The sequence below is a fragment of the Shewanella psychropiezotolerans genome (genome assembly GCF_007197555.1).
Taxonomy (GTDB): domain Bacteria; phylum Pseudomonadota; class Gammaproteobacteria; order Enterobacterales; family Shewanellaceae; genus Shewanella; species Shewanella psychropiezotolerans.
The window spans coordinates 6,313,665-6,330,007 of record NZ_CP041614.1; the positions used below are offsets into that span (position 1 = coordinate 6,313,665).

General features: G+C 46.6%; 12 protein-coding genes and 1 pseudogene. 5 read left to right on the forward strand and 8 right to left on the reverse strand.

Going from position 1 to position 16,343, the window contains the following annotated elements:
• Nucleotides 1-166: 166 nt before the first annotated feature.
• Complete coding sequence (locus FM037_RS27755; RefSeq protein ID WP_144048658.1) at nucleotides 167-1,432, reverse strand: mechanosensitive ion channel family protein; 1,266 nt, start codon at nucleotides 1,430-1,432, stop codon at nucleotides 167-169.
• Nucleotides 1,433-1,629: 197 nt separating this feature from the next.
• Here FM037_RS27755 and FM037_RS27760 point away from each other — a divergent pair, with 197 nt between their 5' ends.
• On the forward strand, nucleotides 1,630-2,166 hold the full coding sequence (locus tag FM037_RS27760; RefSeq protein ID WP_144048659.1) for a TonB-dependent receptor: 537 nt from the start codon (nucleotides 1,630-1,632) through the stop codon (nucleotides 2,164-2,166).
• Nucleotides 2,167-2,359: 193 nt separating this feature from the next.
• The gene (locus FM037_RS27765) at nucleotides 2,360-3,013 is read left to right on the forward strand and encodes a DUF3157 family protein (protein WP_144048660.1); all 654 of its coding nucleotides are present in this window, start codon (nucleotides 2,360-2,362) and stop codon (nucleotides 3,011-3,013) included.
• A gap of 149 nt (nucleotides 3,014-3,162) precedes the next feature.
• Here FM037_RS27765 and hutH read toward each other — a convergent pair whose 3' ends face one another.
• The 3 genes from hutH to hutC form a co-directional block, all read right to left on the reverse strand.
• On the reverse strand, nucleotides 3,163-4,695 hold the full coding sequence (hutH, locus tag FM037_RS27770) for a histidine ammonia-lyase (RefSeq protein ID WP_144048661.1): 1,533 nt from the start codon (nucleotides 4,693-4,695) through the stop codon (nucleotides 3,163-3,165).
• 2 nt (nucleotides 4,696-4,697) lie between these two features.
• Entirely contained in the window at nucleotides 4,698-6,398 is a 1,701-nt protein-coding gene (gene hutU / locus FM037_RS27775; protein WP_144048662.1) for a urocanate hydratase, read from the reverse strand.
• Nucleotides 6,399-6,523: 125 nt separating this feature from the next.
• A complete protein-coding gene (hutC, locus tag FM037_RS27780; protein WP_144048663.1) occupies nucleotides 6,524-7,225 on the reverse strand; it encodes a histidine utilization repressor in 702 nt (233 codons plus the stop codon).
• A 194-nt stretch (nucleotides 7,226-7,419) separates the two neighbouring features.
• On the opposite strand from hutC, the pseudogene hutI reads away from it, so the two are divergent.
• Nucleotides 7,420-8,645, forward strand: a pseudogene (gene hutI, locus FM037_RS27785) (imidazolonepropionase).
• 501 nt (nucleotides 8,646-9,146) lie between these two features.
• Here hutI and FM037_RS27790 read toward each other — a convergent pair.
• Together FM037_RS27790 and FM037_RS27795 are read right to left on the reverse strand one after the other, a co-directional pair.
• Complete coding sequence (locus FM037_RS27790) at nucleotides 9,147-9,752, reverse strand: hypothetical protein (RefSeq protein WP_144048664.1); 606 nt, start codon at nucleotides 9,750-9,752, stop codon at nucleotides 9,147-9,149.
• 578 nt (nucleotides 9,753-10,330) lie between these two features.
• Nucleotides 10,331-11,209, reverse strand: coding sequence for an AraC family transcriptional regulator (locus FM037_RS27795; RefSeq protein WP_144048665.1), 879 nt, complete (start codon nucleotides 11,207-11,209; stop codon nucleotides 10,331-10,333).
• 116 nt (nucleotides 11,210-11,325) lie between these two features.
• On the opposite strand from FM037_RS27795, the gene FM037_RS27800 reads away from it, so the two are divergent.
• Both FM037_RS27800 and FM037_RS27805 read left to right on the forward strand, forming a co-directional pair.
• On the forward strand, nucleotides 11,326-11,706 hold the full coding sequence (locus tag FM037_RS27800) for a hypothetical protein (protein ID WP_144048666.1): 381 nt from the start codon (nucleotides 11,326-11,328) through the stop codon (nucleotides 11,704-11,706).
• A gap of 470 nt (nucleotides 11,707-12,176) precedes the next feature.
• The gene (locus FM037_RS27805) at nucleotides 12,177-13,268 is read left to right on the forward strand and encodes a hypothetical protein (RefSeq protein WP_144048667.1); all 1,092 of its coding nucleotides are present in this window, start codon (nucleotides 12,177-12,179) and stop codon (nucleotides 13,266-13,268) included.
• A gap of 155 nt (nucleotides 13,269-13,423) precedes the next feature.
• Here the strand turns inward: FM037_RS27805 and FM037_RS27810 are convergent, their stop codons facing one another.
• Entirely contained in the window at nucleotides 13,424-15,550 is a 2,127-nt protein-coding gene (locus FM037_RS27810) for a TonB-dependent receptor family protein (protein ID WP_144048668.1), read from the reverse strand.
• Nucleotides 15,551-15,566: 16 nt separating this feature from the next.
• On the reverse strand, nucleotides 15,567-16,337 hold the full coding sequence (locus FM037_RS27815; protein ID WP_144048669.1) for an HpcH/HpaI aldolase family protein: 771 nt from the start codon (nucleotides 16,335-16,337) through the stop codon (nucleotides 15,567-15,569).
• Nucleotides 16,338-16,343 lie beyond the last annotated feature (6 nt).

Consider the following 16,343-nt stretch of genomic DNA (forward strand, 5'->3'; position numbering starts at 1 on the left):
TAAGCTCAAGACAAAGCCAAGAAAGTTTCGAGTAAAGTGATCTGAATTACCGAGATGATCAGCCTAGTAAAAATAGGGTGTCATCCCGGCAATCTTGTTAGCCGTGCTCCAGGTGACCATCGAGCTTGTAGCTTACAATTCATAGCTACCAAGTGACGGCTCGGCACTAGGAGCTAGAAGCTTCTTTCAAACTTCTAATATCCGAACCCGTCGGAGCCTGGAATGCTCGTAGGCCAAATTCCGGCAAGATGGCAAGTACATGATCGAAGATGTCTCCCTGAATATCCTCATAAACCGTCCAACGAGTGTCATTAGTGAAGATATAGATCTCGATGGGCACCCCCTCTTTGGTCGAGGCTAACTGACGAACCAGCAAGGTCATGTCTTTGCGTATTCTATCGTGGTTGGCCACAAACTCTTTTAGATAGGCCCTGAAAGTGCCGATATTGGTCAATTGACGGCTATTTACTGGCATATCCGCATCTTGAATATGACCATTAAACTCATTGAGTTCCTGACCTTTTCCCGTCAAATAATTTTTCAATAGATAGATCTTACCGAGTCTCGTTTTCTCCTCCTCGGTGAGGAAGCGAATCGAGTGAATATCTATGAGTATTGAGCGCTTGATCCTGCGGCCACCAGATTCAGACATGCCGCGCCAGTTCTTGAAGGCATCGGAAACCAGTGCATAGGCGGGGATCATGGTAATGGTCTTGTCCCAGTTTCGCACCTTGACCGTAGTCAAAGAGACCTCTTCCACCGAGCCATCGGCGCCATACTTATCCATCTGGATCCAATCGCCCGGACTGACCATGCGGTTAGCGGCCAGCTGAATCCCGGCGACGAAACCAAGAATCGTGTCTTTGAACACCAACATGACCAAACCCGTCATCACACCTAAGCCACTGAGGAAGTAGACCGGAGACTGGTCGGCCAGTATCGAAATAGACACTATAATGGTGACAAAGAAAAGGAACAGCTTAAACAGTTGGACGAAACTCTTTATGGGAAGACGGCGGCTCACTAGATTAACGTCGGCGATTTCATTGGCGGCATCTAATGAGCTATACACGGCACGTATCAGGAGAACCAGTATAGTCACACTCAAGAAGCGATGAATCATGCTGCTCATAAGTGCATACTGAGTCAATGCCAATGGGATCAAAATACTGAGTACCAGAGCTGGGATCAAGATAGCAAACTTCTCCAGCACCTTATGGCGCATGAAGATATCATCCCAACTCACTTTTGACCTCTTTATGACAATATTCATCGCCCGCACTACGCCACGCTTAACAAACAGATACGCCAGCATAGCGATAATCAGACTGGCGATGACCATCACAGAAGTAGAAACACCGTCCGATGGCATAGTATTAATCCCCCAGTTAGATAACAACTGAGTGATCTGAAACCTGATTTCTTGATCCACTATTCACTTCCCTTAGAAGTACCGATATTTACCAAAGTTCTATTAGCAATCAGCCAACACAACCACATTTACGGAAAATAAAACTCAACAAAAAACACACAAACGTCTCTTTTATAAGAAATTTTAGCATCCTAGATTGACTGCTGTACAAAGTTTAACAACAATCGACACCTAAAGTCAGAGATAGGATGATGTAGATGACAAAATATTTAATCATGCTGGTTCTTTTAACTGCCAGCATACAGGCTCACGCCAATATTCCTGCGGAAGATCTTAACCCGGGGTTTAAGTCTAAGATAGGCATAACCGTCGATTACATACCTGCAGCGAATAATATGTACGGTATCACCCTATCACCTTATCACCACGACAGAAATTATGCTCAGTGGGGATACTATATTGGCTATGCTAAAAGCAGCAAAGAAGATATGAACCTGACATCACCGTCAGAAGGCTATACCAAAGATACCATGTGGCGTTTTGGACTAAGTTACAGCCTCACCAACAATTTTAGCATCTATGGTGGCGCGACAGCTTACACTAATGTGAGCCACCACACAGATGGCAAGACACCTAAGATAGTCGGCGGAGAACCTATATGGATAGAAGAATCTGACACGACTTGGGGTGGAGAGATAGGCCTGAGATATATGATGGATTTCGGCCTGATGATCAGCACTGGATACGACACAGCTTCAGAGTCGGCTGTGATTAGTGTCGGTTGGGCCATGTAACTCCCGATAGACACAAGCCCCCATCTTGCGACGGGTATGAAATAATGGCTTTTCTCTGAGCCATTATTTCATTATGCCCTCTTTTGTAAATTCCTTACTTTCCAGTAAGAAAGCGTGAGAATTGACCTATCCCATATAAAACTGGCTCACATGTGTATAAACTAGATCAATCTACTTTATTAGGTTCATTCTCATGCATAAAAGACTAAGACTCTTAAGCTCACTCTCCCTGCTAGTATTTCTATTCCCCGGCTTAGCTGTAGCAGCTACCGAGACACTAGCCACAGTCACCTTAGAGAATGGCGCCAAGGTCCGCCTTAACGACGACTTCACCTGGGAATACGTTATTCTCGAAACCCTTCCAGCAACAAGCACCCTGGCTGCCACTGCTATTACAAGTATTGCGGTCAATACAACTAGCACTATCAATATGGCTAGCACATCAGAGACCAAAGCCACTCAAACGGCCAGCCAGACTATGACTGCCAGCGCTATGTCTCAGGCTGAATTACTTAAATCGACAGCCAAGTCAGGCGTAAAAGTGAGCTTTGCCAAGAGCGAGTGGGACGACGATGGTCGCCTGGGCCTCACCTTCGACTTGACCAGTTCCAGCTCTGAGCACTATGTGATGGTAGAGATGGATGTCACCTTATATGATGATTCAGGCAGGAAGCTTAAAACAGAAACGATCAAGGTCTGGAAAGCCATATTCAGATCACCTGATACTTACCTACGTAAAGGCGAGCACCGCCAGAGCAGAACCTTCTGGATCCAGGGCATAGATGCCAGCCAATGGACTAAACAACTACTCAGCCTCAAGATAGGCGAAATGAATTCGAGAATGTGATCTCAATGAAGGAACGAGGTGCGAGGAAAAAGCAGTTCCTAGGAGAAGATGAAAAGAAAAAGGGCTCTAAGGCCCTTTTGGTATCTGCAGTTAATCGATGAAAATTCGCATCAAGCAACTAACTGAAAATAAAATTTTACCCAATTTAATTAGAAACTTGGTAAAACACCTGCTGGTAAGTAACTGTTAAAGCTAGCTGTCATTAGCAGGTCAATCGATGCTTCGATATCCGGGGCGAAGAACCTGTCCTTATCGTAATAGGTCACCAGTTCACGTATTTCTGCTTTCGCCTTAGCCACTGCAGCACTAGGCTGTAACGGTGCACGAAAATCCAGACCCTGAGCCGAAGCCAGTAATTCGATGGCGAGTACGCCACGTGTGTTCTCAGACATATCACGCAGACGACGCGCCGCGAAAGTCGCCATAGAGACGTGATCTTCCTGGTTCGCCGATGTCGGTAAGCTGTCTACCGACGCAGGGTGGGCATAGGTTTTGTTCTCTGAGGCCAATGCAGCTGCAGTCACCTGAGCAATCATAAAGCCCGAGTTAACCCCGCCATTTTCCACTAAGAATGGAGGCAGTTTAGACAAGTTAGGATCGATAAGCAGAGCGATACGACGCTCGGCGATAGAACCTAGCTCGGCAAGGGCAAGCGCAAGATTATCTGCCGCCATGGCAACAGGTTCGGCGTGGAAGTTACCACCCGAAATAATCTCACTCGTATCCTGGAATACTAACGGGTTATCTGTCACGCCGTTCGCTTCGACTTCAAGCACACCCGCCGCATGACGAATTTGAGTCAGACAAGCACCCAGCACCTGTGGCTGACAACGAAGTGAGTAAGGGTCTTGTACTTTTTCACAGTTAGCGTGATCTAAGCTGATCTCAGACTCTTCACCTAACAGATGACGGAACAAACCGGCAGAATCTATCTGGCCCTGTTGGCCACGAGCCGCATGAATACGAGGATCGAACGGACTACGGCTACCCATAGCCGCTTCGACGCTCATGGCACCAATAACTGAACTTGCCGCGAACAGGTCTTCGGCATTGAACAGGCCTTCCAGCGCCATAGCCGTCGATGCCTGAGTACCATTAAGCAGGGCCAGGCCCTCTTTAGCGGCGAGTTCGATTGGCTCGAGGCCAGCAATCTCCAGACCTTCTTTAGCCGTCAGGATCTCCCCTTTATGGCTCATCTCACCTTCACCGAGTATCGACAGACTCATATGTGATAGCGGCGCCAAATCACCCGATGCACCCACAGAACCTTTCTCAGGTACACATGGGTAAACTTCGGCGTTAACCAATGCGATAAGGAAGTTGATCACCTCGAGGCGAATGCCAGAGAAGCCACGACTAAGAGAGTTAATCTTAAGCACCATCATCAGGCGCACTGTGGCGTCCTGCATATACTGGCCAACACCCGCGGCGTGTGACAATACGATAGAGCGTTGCAGTAACTGCAGGTCTTCGGCGGCAATTTTGGTATTAGCCAAGAGGCCAAAACCTGTGTTGATACCGTAAACCGTGCGATCTTCATCTAAGATCTTCTGCACTATGCCTGAACTGGTATTGATACCGGCAATGGCGCTCTGTGCAAGCTCAAGGGTGACCTTGCCACGACTGATGTCGCGAATTTGAGCAAGGGTCAGGGTTCCTGGGGTTAATACTAAATGGCTCATTTCTATTTACCTTCTTCAGCTGTTTTTTTCGAGCTAATGTCTAGCATTGGCAGGTCAAGGCCTTGCTCTTTTGCACAATTCTTAGCGAGATCATATCCGGCGTCAGCATGACGCATAACGCCAGTCGCAGGATCATTCCATAATACGCGTTCAAGACGTACGGCGGCATCATCACTGCCGTCGGCAACAATAACCACACCAGAGTGTTGGCTGAAGCCCATGCCCACACCACCACCGTGATGCAGAGATACCCAAGTCGCACCGCTTGCCGTGTTCAATAACGCATTCATCAAGGGCCAATCGGAAACCGCATCCGAGCCATCGAGCATAGATTCAGTTTCACGGTTAGGGCTGGCTACTGAGCCAGAATCTAAGTGATCGCGTCCGATAACGATTGGAGCTGACAGCTCACCACTCTTAACCATCTCGTTGAAGGCAACCGCCAGACGGGCACGATCTTTCAGACCAACCCAACAGATACGCGCAGGCAGGCCCTGGAATGCGATACGCTCGCGGGCCATATCTAACCAGTTATGCAGTTGCGGGTTATCCGGAATCAACTCCTTCACCTTGGCATCTGTCTTATAGATGTCTTCTGGATCGCCTGAGAGTGCCACCCAACGGAAAGGACCTATGCCTTCACAGAACAGAGGACGTACATAGGCTGGTACGAAGCCCGGGAAGTCGAATGCATTCTCAACACCTTCTTCAAATGCCATCTGACGTATGTTGTTGCCATAATCGGTCGTCGCTGCACCAGCAGCCTGCAGAGCAAGCATGGCTCTAACCTGAACAGCCATAGACTGCTTAGCCGCCTTAACCACAGCCGCTTCATCTTTCTTGCGCATATCGGCAGCTTGCTCCAGAGTCCAGCCCTGTGGCAAATAACCGTTTAATGGATCATGTGCAGAAGTTTGGTCGGTAACCACATCCGGGGTAATCCCACGTTCCACCAGCTCGGCGAACACATCCGCCGCATTAGCGAGAAGACCAACCGAGACGGGCTTACCGCTCGCATTAGCCGCATCGATCATGGCTAACGCTTCATCGAGAGATGTGGCTTTCTTATCGACATATTTAGTACGCATACGGAAATCGATACGGGTCTCGTCGACTTCACAGGTCAATACCGAATAACCTGCCATAGTGCCGGCTAGCGGTTGAGCACCGCCCATACCACCTAGGCCACCGGTCAAGATCCACTTACCGGCCGATGAACCGCCGAAGTGTTGTTTAGCCATGGCGACGAACGTCTCGTAGGTGCCCTGAACGATGCCCTGAGAGCCGATATAGATCCAAGAACCCGCCGTCATCTGGCCGTACATCGCCAAGCCTTTCTTATCCAGTTCGTTGAAATGTTCCCAGTTTGCCCAGTGCGGAACCAGGTTAGAGTTAGCAATGATCACGCGCGGTGCATTGCTGTGAGTCTTGAACACGCCAACAGGCTTGCCAGACTGCACCATCAGGGTCTCGTCCTCTTCCAAACGCTGTAATACTTCGATGATCTTGTCATAGCTCTGCCAATCACGGGCTGCTCGTCCGATACCGCCGTAGACCACCAGATCTTCCGGGCGTTCGGCAACATCCGGATGCAGGTTGTTCATCAACATGCGCATAGGCGCTTCTGTCATCCAGCTCTTACAACTTAGCTTACTACCGTGGGGAGCGATTATGCGACGGCTTGGGTCGTGTCTCTTATCCATCTTGAAAAACCTCATTCAATTTATTTTTTGCTTATGTAGCTTTAGTTATATTTTTGCTTTTACTTAATAAAAAATGCTGTTACACCGCGGAGCGGTATCCATCGAAATGCGCAGCAGATCGATTTTTAAAACGTCAGATGACCACCTAATCTAAATCTAGTACCCGGATGAATTAATCTGGCGTAACTCACCACACCTTTGCGTGACCAGGTACGACGCAAAATCTGTAAGCAAGGTTCACTCGCCTCAATCTGCAGCTGTTGTTGATTATGCTTATTGGCCACCACGGCCTCTAACGTATGTCTCGCCTCGGTGAGCGGTGCCACCAAGGACAGATATTCATGGGGTGTCTGAACAGAGAAGTCCTGGAGCAGATAATCGGGAATCAGCTTAGGGTTAACGAAACGCTCCTCAAGCTGTAGGGGAATACCCTGCTCGCAATGCACTAATACCGAGTAGTAGACAGGACTGCCAGTCTCTAATCCCAAAGCAATAGCAATAGGCGCTATGGCTTCAATCTCGGTGAGCTCAAGCTGCTTGACGCTGTAACCATGGCCCCTGTCTTTGATCTCATCGGCAATGTTACGAATTGCCATCATGGAGGACTGGGACTTGAGCTCGGCGACAAAGGTACCTAAGCCCTGAGAGCGCTCGAGTACGCCATCGTCGGTGAGTTCAGTCAATGCACGGCGCGCCGTCATGCGACTGCACTCAAACAGCTCAGCCATCTGGTTTTCCGAAGGAACACGGCTATGCTCCTCCCACTCACCGGATTCGATGCGGGCTAAAACATACTGTTTAATCTCTGCAAACTTGGGCGTCGCCATACCTATCCTTAAATCTGAATTTTGCGATATTAGAACCTAAGTTCTAAAATCTAGGAACTTGTCTTCGATCAATAACGCTTTTCAAACGGTGAAAATTACCGCTATAATCCTAGCTTGTATATACAAGTAAATACAAGTTGGATCACAACTTTATTTCTGCAAGAATAACAACACTTCAAAAGTGAGGAAAAAATATGTCTTGGGATCAGGTTTGGATTGACGTCAACGTAGCGACCATGTCTCCTTCTGTTTCAGCGCCTTACGGAGCGATAACAGATGCAGCCATTGCAGTAAAAGAGGGCAAGATCGCCTGGGTTGGCCCACGCTCCGAGCTGCCTGAGTTTGATGTTTTGTCAACGCCGGTTTACAGAGGCAAGGGCGGCTGGATAACTCCGGGGCTTATCGACGCCCACACTCATTTAGTGTTCGCCGGTAGCCGAGCCAACGAATTTGAGCTCCGACTCCAAGGTGCTAGCTATGAAGAGATCGCCCGCAGCGGTGGCGGTATCATCTCGACAGTTAAAGCTTGCCGGGAAGCCAGTGAGGCCGAGCTATTCGAGCTAGGGCGCAAGCGCCTCAACGCTCTCGCCAAAGAGGGTGTCACCACGGTCGAAATAAAATCTGGCTATGGCCTGGATACCGAAACAGAACTCAAATTACTGCGTGTGGCCCGTGAACTTGGCAAGCATCATCATGTAGATGTGAAGACCACCTTCCTAGGTGCACACGCCATCCCCCTGAATATAAAGATGATGTTGAGGGCTATGTTGATCTGGTCATCAATGAGATGTTACCTGCGGTCATCGAAGAAGGATTGGCCGACGCCGCCGATGTCTTCTGCGAAAATATCGCCTTCAGCGTCGAACAGACTGAGCGAGTGCTAAGCGCCGCTAAAAAAGCGGGCCTGGATATCAAGCTCCACGCCGAGCAACTGTCTAACTTAGGCGGCTCAGCCATGGCAGCTAAGCTAGGCGCTAAGTCGGTGGATCATATCGAGTATCTGGACGAAGATGGCGTTATCGCCCTAAGTAAAAGCGGCACTTGTGCCACCTTACTACCCGGCGCATTCTACTTCCTCCGCGAAACTCAGATGCCACCTATCGAGCTGCTACGTAAACATAAGGTGCCTATGGTATTGGCCAGCGACTACAACCCAGGGTCATCACCACTTTGCTCCAGCCTCTTGATGCTCAACATGGGTTGTACCCTGCTGCGCTTAACACCAGAAGAAGCGCTTGCGGGTATGACGCGCAATGCCGCCAAGGCGTTAGGTATCGAGGATAAGGTCGGTGTATTGGAAACTGGTATGCAGGCAGATTTCTGCTTATGGGATATTACCACTCCAGCAGAGCTGTCCTACACATATGGGGCGGGGGCTTGCCTTGAAGTAGTGAAAGCAGGACACTTGGTTCACCAATAATATGGCAGCCTGAGCGATGAGGCTGATTCATCGTTTGGGTTGGTTTCATCTGGCGATATGGGTACTTGGTGGTTTTATGGTGCCCATAACTTTGCTGTAATTTATAACCTGCGGTGGTGCTGCATAGAGATATGCGAATGTCGTGCTTACATGGTCAATGATGTTCCCGACATCATAATGATATTTCCCATATCCCTATGGGTCAGATGTGAATAAACGACTTATGTGCGAATTTTCTATCACTCCATGAAGGCTCATTTTAAACATTAACCCATAATGTTACCTATCACCTGCCGTGGGCTTACATGCAGATACTTCTACGAGACGCTGTAAAGCCATCCCTGGCCGCTTTACGGTTTCATCCTTGAAACCGAAACTCGTAGCCGCATCAACACTGGATCATTTTCTCTTCGATTTGACAAATTAGCACTTAATAAGTGCTCTTACTCTGCAAGCATTATAGGTGCCCGCTAAATGCACTTAGAGCGATATACCTTCCCCCTAAATCCCACACTTAGAGAGAGCTATCATAAATTGTTTATCTATACCATATTCGCCACTTGAAGATTGAACGGAATTAGTACCAAACCCAATAACTCTCATTTTTAGTTTAGATCCATGCTTCATTTGTCGAATTATAAGATTAGCTTTTTCACCTGATGTTGCAGTGAATGGACTAGAAATTTTTTGAACATTCAGCATTGTGGCATTTATAGATTCTTGCATAGCTTGTTGATCTATCCCCTCTATATTTTTTAAGTAAGATAGATCAACTGTTTGAGCTGATGAAGCAGAGTAAAAAACGGGTGTTTCTGTATACGAAATTGTAATGGCTTTATGCTGATCTACTCGAATCTGAACATCTCCAACAGGTATGTTGTAGTCACCTTGCACACCAAAAATTACCTCATCGTTTACCTTTTCAATAAAAGGATAATAATGAATACCTCCTAATCCTTTATTAAACCCTTTTCCAAAATCACTGCCATAGATAATTTTACATGTTTTATTATCTGTAAATTCATCAATAGAAACTTTAGAAGTCCACGTCGTGGTGGCACAACCTGAGCACAAGATCACAAATATAAGGAAGTAAAATTTTTTCACGTTTGATTTTCTCTACTAATAGTAATGGATAACGAATCTATATTTGGTGATTAATACATAATATCTTTTTGAACTTAAACAATTTTATTGTTACCTACAAGGTAGAGATTCCATTTATAGAACGAAAGATGAACAAAGTTTGATCTTGCTCAGTTTAGTATAAACGCACATAAGGAAATTTATTTTTAACTTCAATCGACCCTTTTTAGAGATGTTTCATTACGACAACTGAAAGTATCCTCTAGGTACAATAAATCCCCGTTGGAAGTTGCCGATGGGTGTTGGAATAAATAGTGTGAGACCGACATGGATGTCGGGCTAACTTTCGGGGGCAGGATGCTCCATCGGAAGTGTTAGCTATTTATCCATAAGCACTGAGGATCACAACTTCGCCGGGGCGTTTGGGTGGATGCAAGGAGGGCTAGGACGAGCAGTCCTCCTTGCCCTGGTGTGGAATGGAATTCCACGACTTTAATCCAAACGAAGTTTGGAAATAAATACACAAGCAAACTGAAAAGTTTAGAAGCTACAGCACAAAAAACCTAAGCATGAGCAATTTAGCTCACTGCACCTTCCCCTTATGGTCGACTCGCTCCTGGTCCGTGGCCAAAGTGTCTTTTGTATGCTTTTGCAAAGGAGACATCGCTTCCATAGCCGACGTCTAGGGCGACCTTAAGTACGGTATCTCCCGACATAAGCTGCTTCTTAGCTTGAGTCAGCCTCAAGTGAGACAGGTACTCTAAAGGTGCTTGGGCGAAATATTGTTTGAAGTGACTGGCAAAGCTGGCTCGTGAGTAGCCGCCGACACTCGCCAAACTAGCCAGATCCCAGGGACTGGCAAGTTGGTCAAATATAGCCTGCAGCACTCTGGCCATCTTAGGGTCCTGCAGGGCACGGAACAGGCCAAGATCCGTTTGTGTATCCAGTAACAAACTTCTCAACAGGGTGAGAAAAAACAGTTCACTGAGACGTGACAATATGACATCGCTAGCCTGAGTCCCGAGTTTTGCCTCGTTTATCAGGCTATCTAAGATGCTGGTGAGCGCTCCGTATTGATCTTGCCTCTTTAACAGTATGCATTGAGGTAGCTGAGTAATAAGAGGATGCTGTTTGTCTTCGCAAAAATCGAAATAGCCGCAGATTAACCCAGTGCCATCGACACTTTTGCTATCCATTGGGTAGGAGACGAAGCCGGTGTCTTGCTGCTCAAAATTAGCTTGCTCACTGCTATCTATAATATGCGACGCATCATGGGGGAATATCACCAGGTCCCCAGTCGATAAGCGCTCGGATTGATACTGTTCACAATGCAAGAAGGCCTCACCCGAACTTATCAGATGGAAGCTAGCTAAACCTGAGCCAGAGGTATCCGTACTCCAGGGGTTACACACTAAGGAGCGATGAAAAATAGTCGCGTTGAGATGGAACCTGGACAGTAAGTCATTAAATATCGACATATTCCCCTCTATTTAGACTGATGGATATAATGCTCAGACTCTCAGACATAGTGCAATTCAAGCCGTTTTTCTATCCTAAATGGGTTGATTCAACCTAAACCAATTAAGGAAGAGAGATGAAAAAATTACTCACACAGTTTATTGCCCTTACGGCTCTGATAATCAGTGCCAGTGCATTCGCCGCAACTCCGGTAAAGAATGCCGATGGTGTGGTAGAAATACACTTAGAGCAGCATGGTGGACACTTCACCGCCAGAGATACCTTGGCATCATTAAAACCGGGAAAGTATCAATTTATTATTACCAACAAGGCTGGAAAACTCGTTGGATTCCAACTGCAAAACTTCACCACCCATGAACCCTTGGATATGTTTCCACTGGAACCGGGCCAGACACGTAGAACCGATGTGGTCGAAGTTACAGGTGAGGGAGTACGTTTTCGCTGCCCTATCAACCCAACTCCTTGGTATGACATAGATACCATTCAAAGCATCTAAACTCGGGCCCCCCAAGCATTAACTTGTCAGACTGTTCCTATTTATAGTGAGTATGAACAAAGTTAACTTGCAGAAAGAAGAGACCGTGGAGCGGGAAGAGATCTTTCCTTGCTCTCCATTATCTGGGTTTGCTACATGGTAAAGAAAAGAAAAACTATTGCTACTGTATCTGGGCTCAATGCTAAGTTACCCATATCCCTGTAATCGAAACTCGCAGCCACATTCTCACAGGATAATTATCTCTTCGACTCAACCTCAAAGGTTGGCAACAACTAACCCCGACACTTTTATACTCATCTTCATACCTTCGATTGGGAAAGTTCGATCTGTATTAGACTAATGGATAAATAACAAGCACAAAAGTAAGCTTATCCTTTAATTACAGGGCATTGCTATGTATGTTAGCACTGTCAAAGTGGATTAAATTCAGTTGTCTTGACACTAATAATAGTCATAAAAGACAAGGATAAATGATGAAACTACCTAGAGTAACTCCACTACTATTTATTGTAATCTCACCTTTCGCCATGGCAGGGCAAAGCCTTGATACAACTAACGCGACTCAAACTCAAGCTTGCTACAACAGCCTACTGAAATTAAAACCAAGCATCAGCACGATTAATAAATCTATCACTATAGATACTTGTTTAAAGAGTGCAGATCCAACAAAAAAAATTGAAGTAAATTGTGCTCCATCTAATACATTATCCATTGATGGCATAGATGAGACTAAACTTTCAAACGATAAACTAGCAGCCAATTTACTATCTAGATGTATACACGAAATGAAAGATAATGATCATCAGCTATCAGCTCAAGATAGGGAGGTACTTTTACTGCTCAGCCCCAAATATCAACAAATCAGTGACACACATAACAGATGGATCAGTGCTTTCGAACTAGGTTACAAGCAACAAAATGGCTATGATGATAATGGAAATCGAACAGGCTTTGATCAAGGAGGGATAACAGGCTCCCTAAAGTTAAACGGCCGCTGGAAAAATAGCTGGGGATGGAATGATGCGGTAACAAACTTTGAAGTTGGAGTTGTTTTTGGAAAAAATCCAACGGTAAATGAAGATAAACCAGATCAAGAAAACACTAAGTTTAATGACGTTACAGATACAATAGATGGCTATTTAAAATTCCTCTGGTCACCAGGCCATTTTATGGCTACTGAGAATGGTGATTCAGTTTTAAGTTTCGCTTTCTTAACTGGTATTCGTAGTCTAGATGAAGCCCAAGAAGGAAATGAACTCGCAAGATATTACGGAGGAGGGCTGGAGTTTAATTTGTACAAAGAGGGGGTTGCTCTCAATCAGAATGCGCTACCACGAGCTAAAATTGGAAGTTATTACGTCAGGACTTCTAATTATGGCGCGATGACTGATGTTGGACTCTGGGTGATTCAGGCACAATATCAACTGGTTGAAGACAAACCATTCCTTCTGGGTTTTAAAGCTAACTTGGGACCAGATGAGTTAGATGATTACTCAGTTACACTTAGTGTAAGACAAGATACCGCAGAGTTGCTTCGCTTCTTTGGCTTTATTACAGAGTAAGCAAGAATAAGAGAAATATGGTCAATTATGTCTCTGTCCCACATTTTGTGTTCCCTTGACCCACAAGGTAAACCGAAATAAATCATCTTGCTAACTTAACAAGTAATAGATAACCATGACTTCATGATTATCTATTACTTGTTGATGAGGCTTATCTAAAACTGATAGGTGAAATCTAGACTAAGTGAACGTCCAGGAGCTGGTACTCGTCCCGCTGGTGAGACGTCTAACCCTCTGAAATAATATTCATTGTCGAACAGGTTATTGACCGACAAGCCCACTTTTAATCCCTGATCATTCTTCTTAAATACCTCGGTGCTTATGTTGAAGTTAACCACGATATAGTCAGGCACTTCTCCCGCCGTACCAGATTCATTCTCTTCGACGCTGTTAGCTAAATCTGAAAATGACTTGCTGTAGTAGTAGGCCATTAGGCCCAGATCCACCTGATCAAAACTGTATAAGGCACTGGCAGATAGCTGATGCTTAGACACATAAGGCAGCTGGTTTCCGGCAAACTCACCCTCGAGTTGTTCCGTATCCAAATAGTTATAAGCACCGGTTAGGCTAAGATCAGGCAATGCCTCAGGTGAATAGGTGCCTTCCAGCTCTATGCCTTGGTTGCGGGTCTCGCCTATGTTAACGAACAGGCTGATGTCCTTGTCATATTCGGCCTTATTCTCAAAATCGATGCGATAGGCGGCCAACGTCAGGCTACTGGTATCAGTAGGCGTAAAACGTACGCCGGCTTCATAGTTCCATGCCAGTTCAGACTCTAATGTTTGCCCTTCAGGCCACAACTGAGATATCTGTGGTGTCCGCAGTGAACGTTGGGCGTTGGTATAGGCGAACCATGAATCGGAAAACTCATAGCCTAAGGTGATACCTGGTAGCCACTCGGTGACGTGGTTATCTTGGCTGTAGCCCTGTCCCAGATTAGTGAACTCCATACGCACATCTTCTAAGCGAATGCCCGGCGTTAAGGTCAGTTTGTCATCGAAGAACCCCAGTTCATTACTGATGTAATAAGCCATGGCATTGGTATCCATATGCCAATCTCTCGGACTGGTGGTAACTAAGGTCGTCTTATCCATCTGATTGAGCTGATAGCTGATGTCTTCGTTGACGTAGCGAACACCGGCTATGATGTGCTGAGTGATGTCGCCGTCGATGTAAATGCTGGCCTTAGGCTCGATACCAAAGACGGTAAATTCCCGAGGCGAGTTACGCAAATCCGTGGCTGTTTGTGTTGTGTCACCCCAATGGTTACCTAAATCGCCATCAGTGTCCTTGTTCTGATCATAAAAATCCCACTGAAAATTACGTGAGCTCTTGTTACCGAAGGTGATCAGCTCAAGTTCGCCGTAATCGTACAGAGACGAGTCGGCAAGTGTGTGGTTATATTTAATCGTGATACGTTTGGTATCCGCCTTAAATTCGTCGTTAGGTCGAAGAGATTGCGTTCTATCGTCCTCATAAGCCTGGGTATTGAGGGCGCCCGGTAGCTCAGAAAACGCATCGTAATACTGGAAATTGGCGTCGATCTTATTATTGCTATCTATGTTCCACACGGTTTTTAACATGATGTTCTTCACATCTGTGTCTGAGTGGTCTCTGAATGACTCACCTTTGGTGAAGTTGGCGTCTAAACGCATGGAAAAATCATCGTTCACCGCACCACCTGTACTCAGGTTTGTGTCGTAGAGATTGTTACTGCTGCCGAAAAAGGTCACCTTCTCATTGAGCGTCGTCTCCCACTCGGTAGAGATAGGTTTCGAGATCAAGTTGATCACCCCACCTACGTTGTTAGGACCATATTGCACCGAAGCACCACCACGAGCCACATCGATACGATCAATCATGAACAAGGTTGCCGGAAACAGCGACTGACCCGTATGACCGTAAGGCGCTAAGGTCATAGGAATGCCGTCCATCAAGAACTGGGCATAACCACTGCGGCTGCTGTCTAAACCACGCACCGAGACATTAGGTAACACGCCAGTGCCAGTCTCATCCTTAATCTTAATGCCCGGGATCTGCTGTAATGCGGTATCTATGGATCGCACCGCGGTGCGTTCCATCTTTTCATGGGTAATGATACTGCGGTTACCGGCATAGGTTTTCAGATCGGCGAGTTCCGAATTCCCCAGCACACTGCCCTTGACCTCCATCACTTCCATGGCGGGTGCATCTTGATCGGCAAAGGCGAAAGGACAGGCAATACTGGCGGTTATGGCCACGGAAAGCGCGGTCAATTTTAATCCCTGGTTTGGCATGAACATGGTTTATTCCTTGATGTTATTCATCGTGTTTTAAATGTTGCAGCTGCTGCTTCAGCTGTTTGAAAATAAGTCCCCTATCCTCACCCACGAGGAAGGCGGTGATCCCCAACTTTAGCCAGGCAGACTTTTGTCCCGGCAGGCGCGGGATCGCGCAGAAGGGCACGGCTTGCTGCAGACACAAGCTCGCCATAAAATGAATATTGTCCTGTACCGCCGGATGATTAAATTCGGTGCCTCGCCCCATAGACAGACTAAGATCCAGTGCCCCTTCGAATATCATATCGACACCATCCAGCTGTAGAATTTCAGGTAAGGCATCGATGCCTTGAGTGTCCTCGATCATCAGGCCAACGAAGGTTTCACGGTTGGCTATATCGATATATTCCTGCAGCGGTAGAGTGCCAAAACCGGTATTGCGACCACCTGTAATACCTCGGTTGCCTAAGGGCGGATATTTCGCTGCATCAATGGCCTGCCTGGCGATTTCCAAGCTGGACACCCGAGAAACCACAATTCCCAGAGCGCCGGCATCGAGCAATTTTCCTATGTATGCAGGATTGGCGTCGGCCACTCTGACCAGTAAGGGGATCCCGGCACTTTCGGCAGCGCGGATCGTATGCGCTATCGCGTCATCAGAGATGAGTACATGTTCGGTATCAAGAATGACAAAATCATAGCCAGCATAGGCCAACATCTCGCAAATAATGGGTGAAGATACTGAGTTGAGCATGCCAAAGATCGGTTTCCCCTCGGCCAGCTTAGTTTTCAATAAATTTACTGTGATCATGCTATT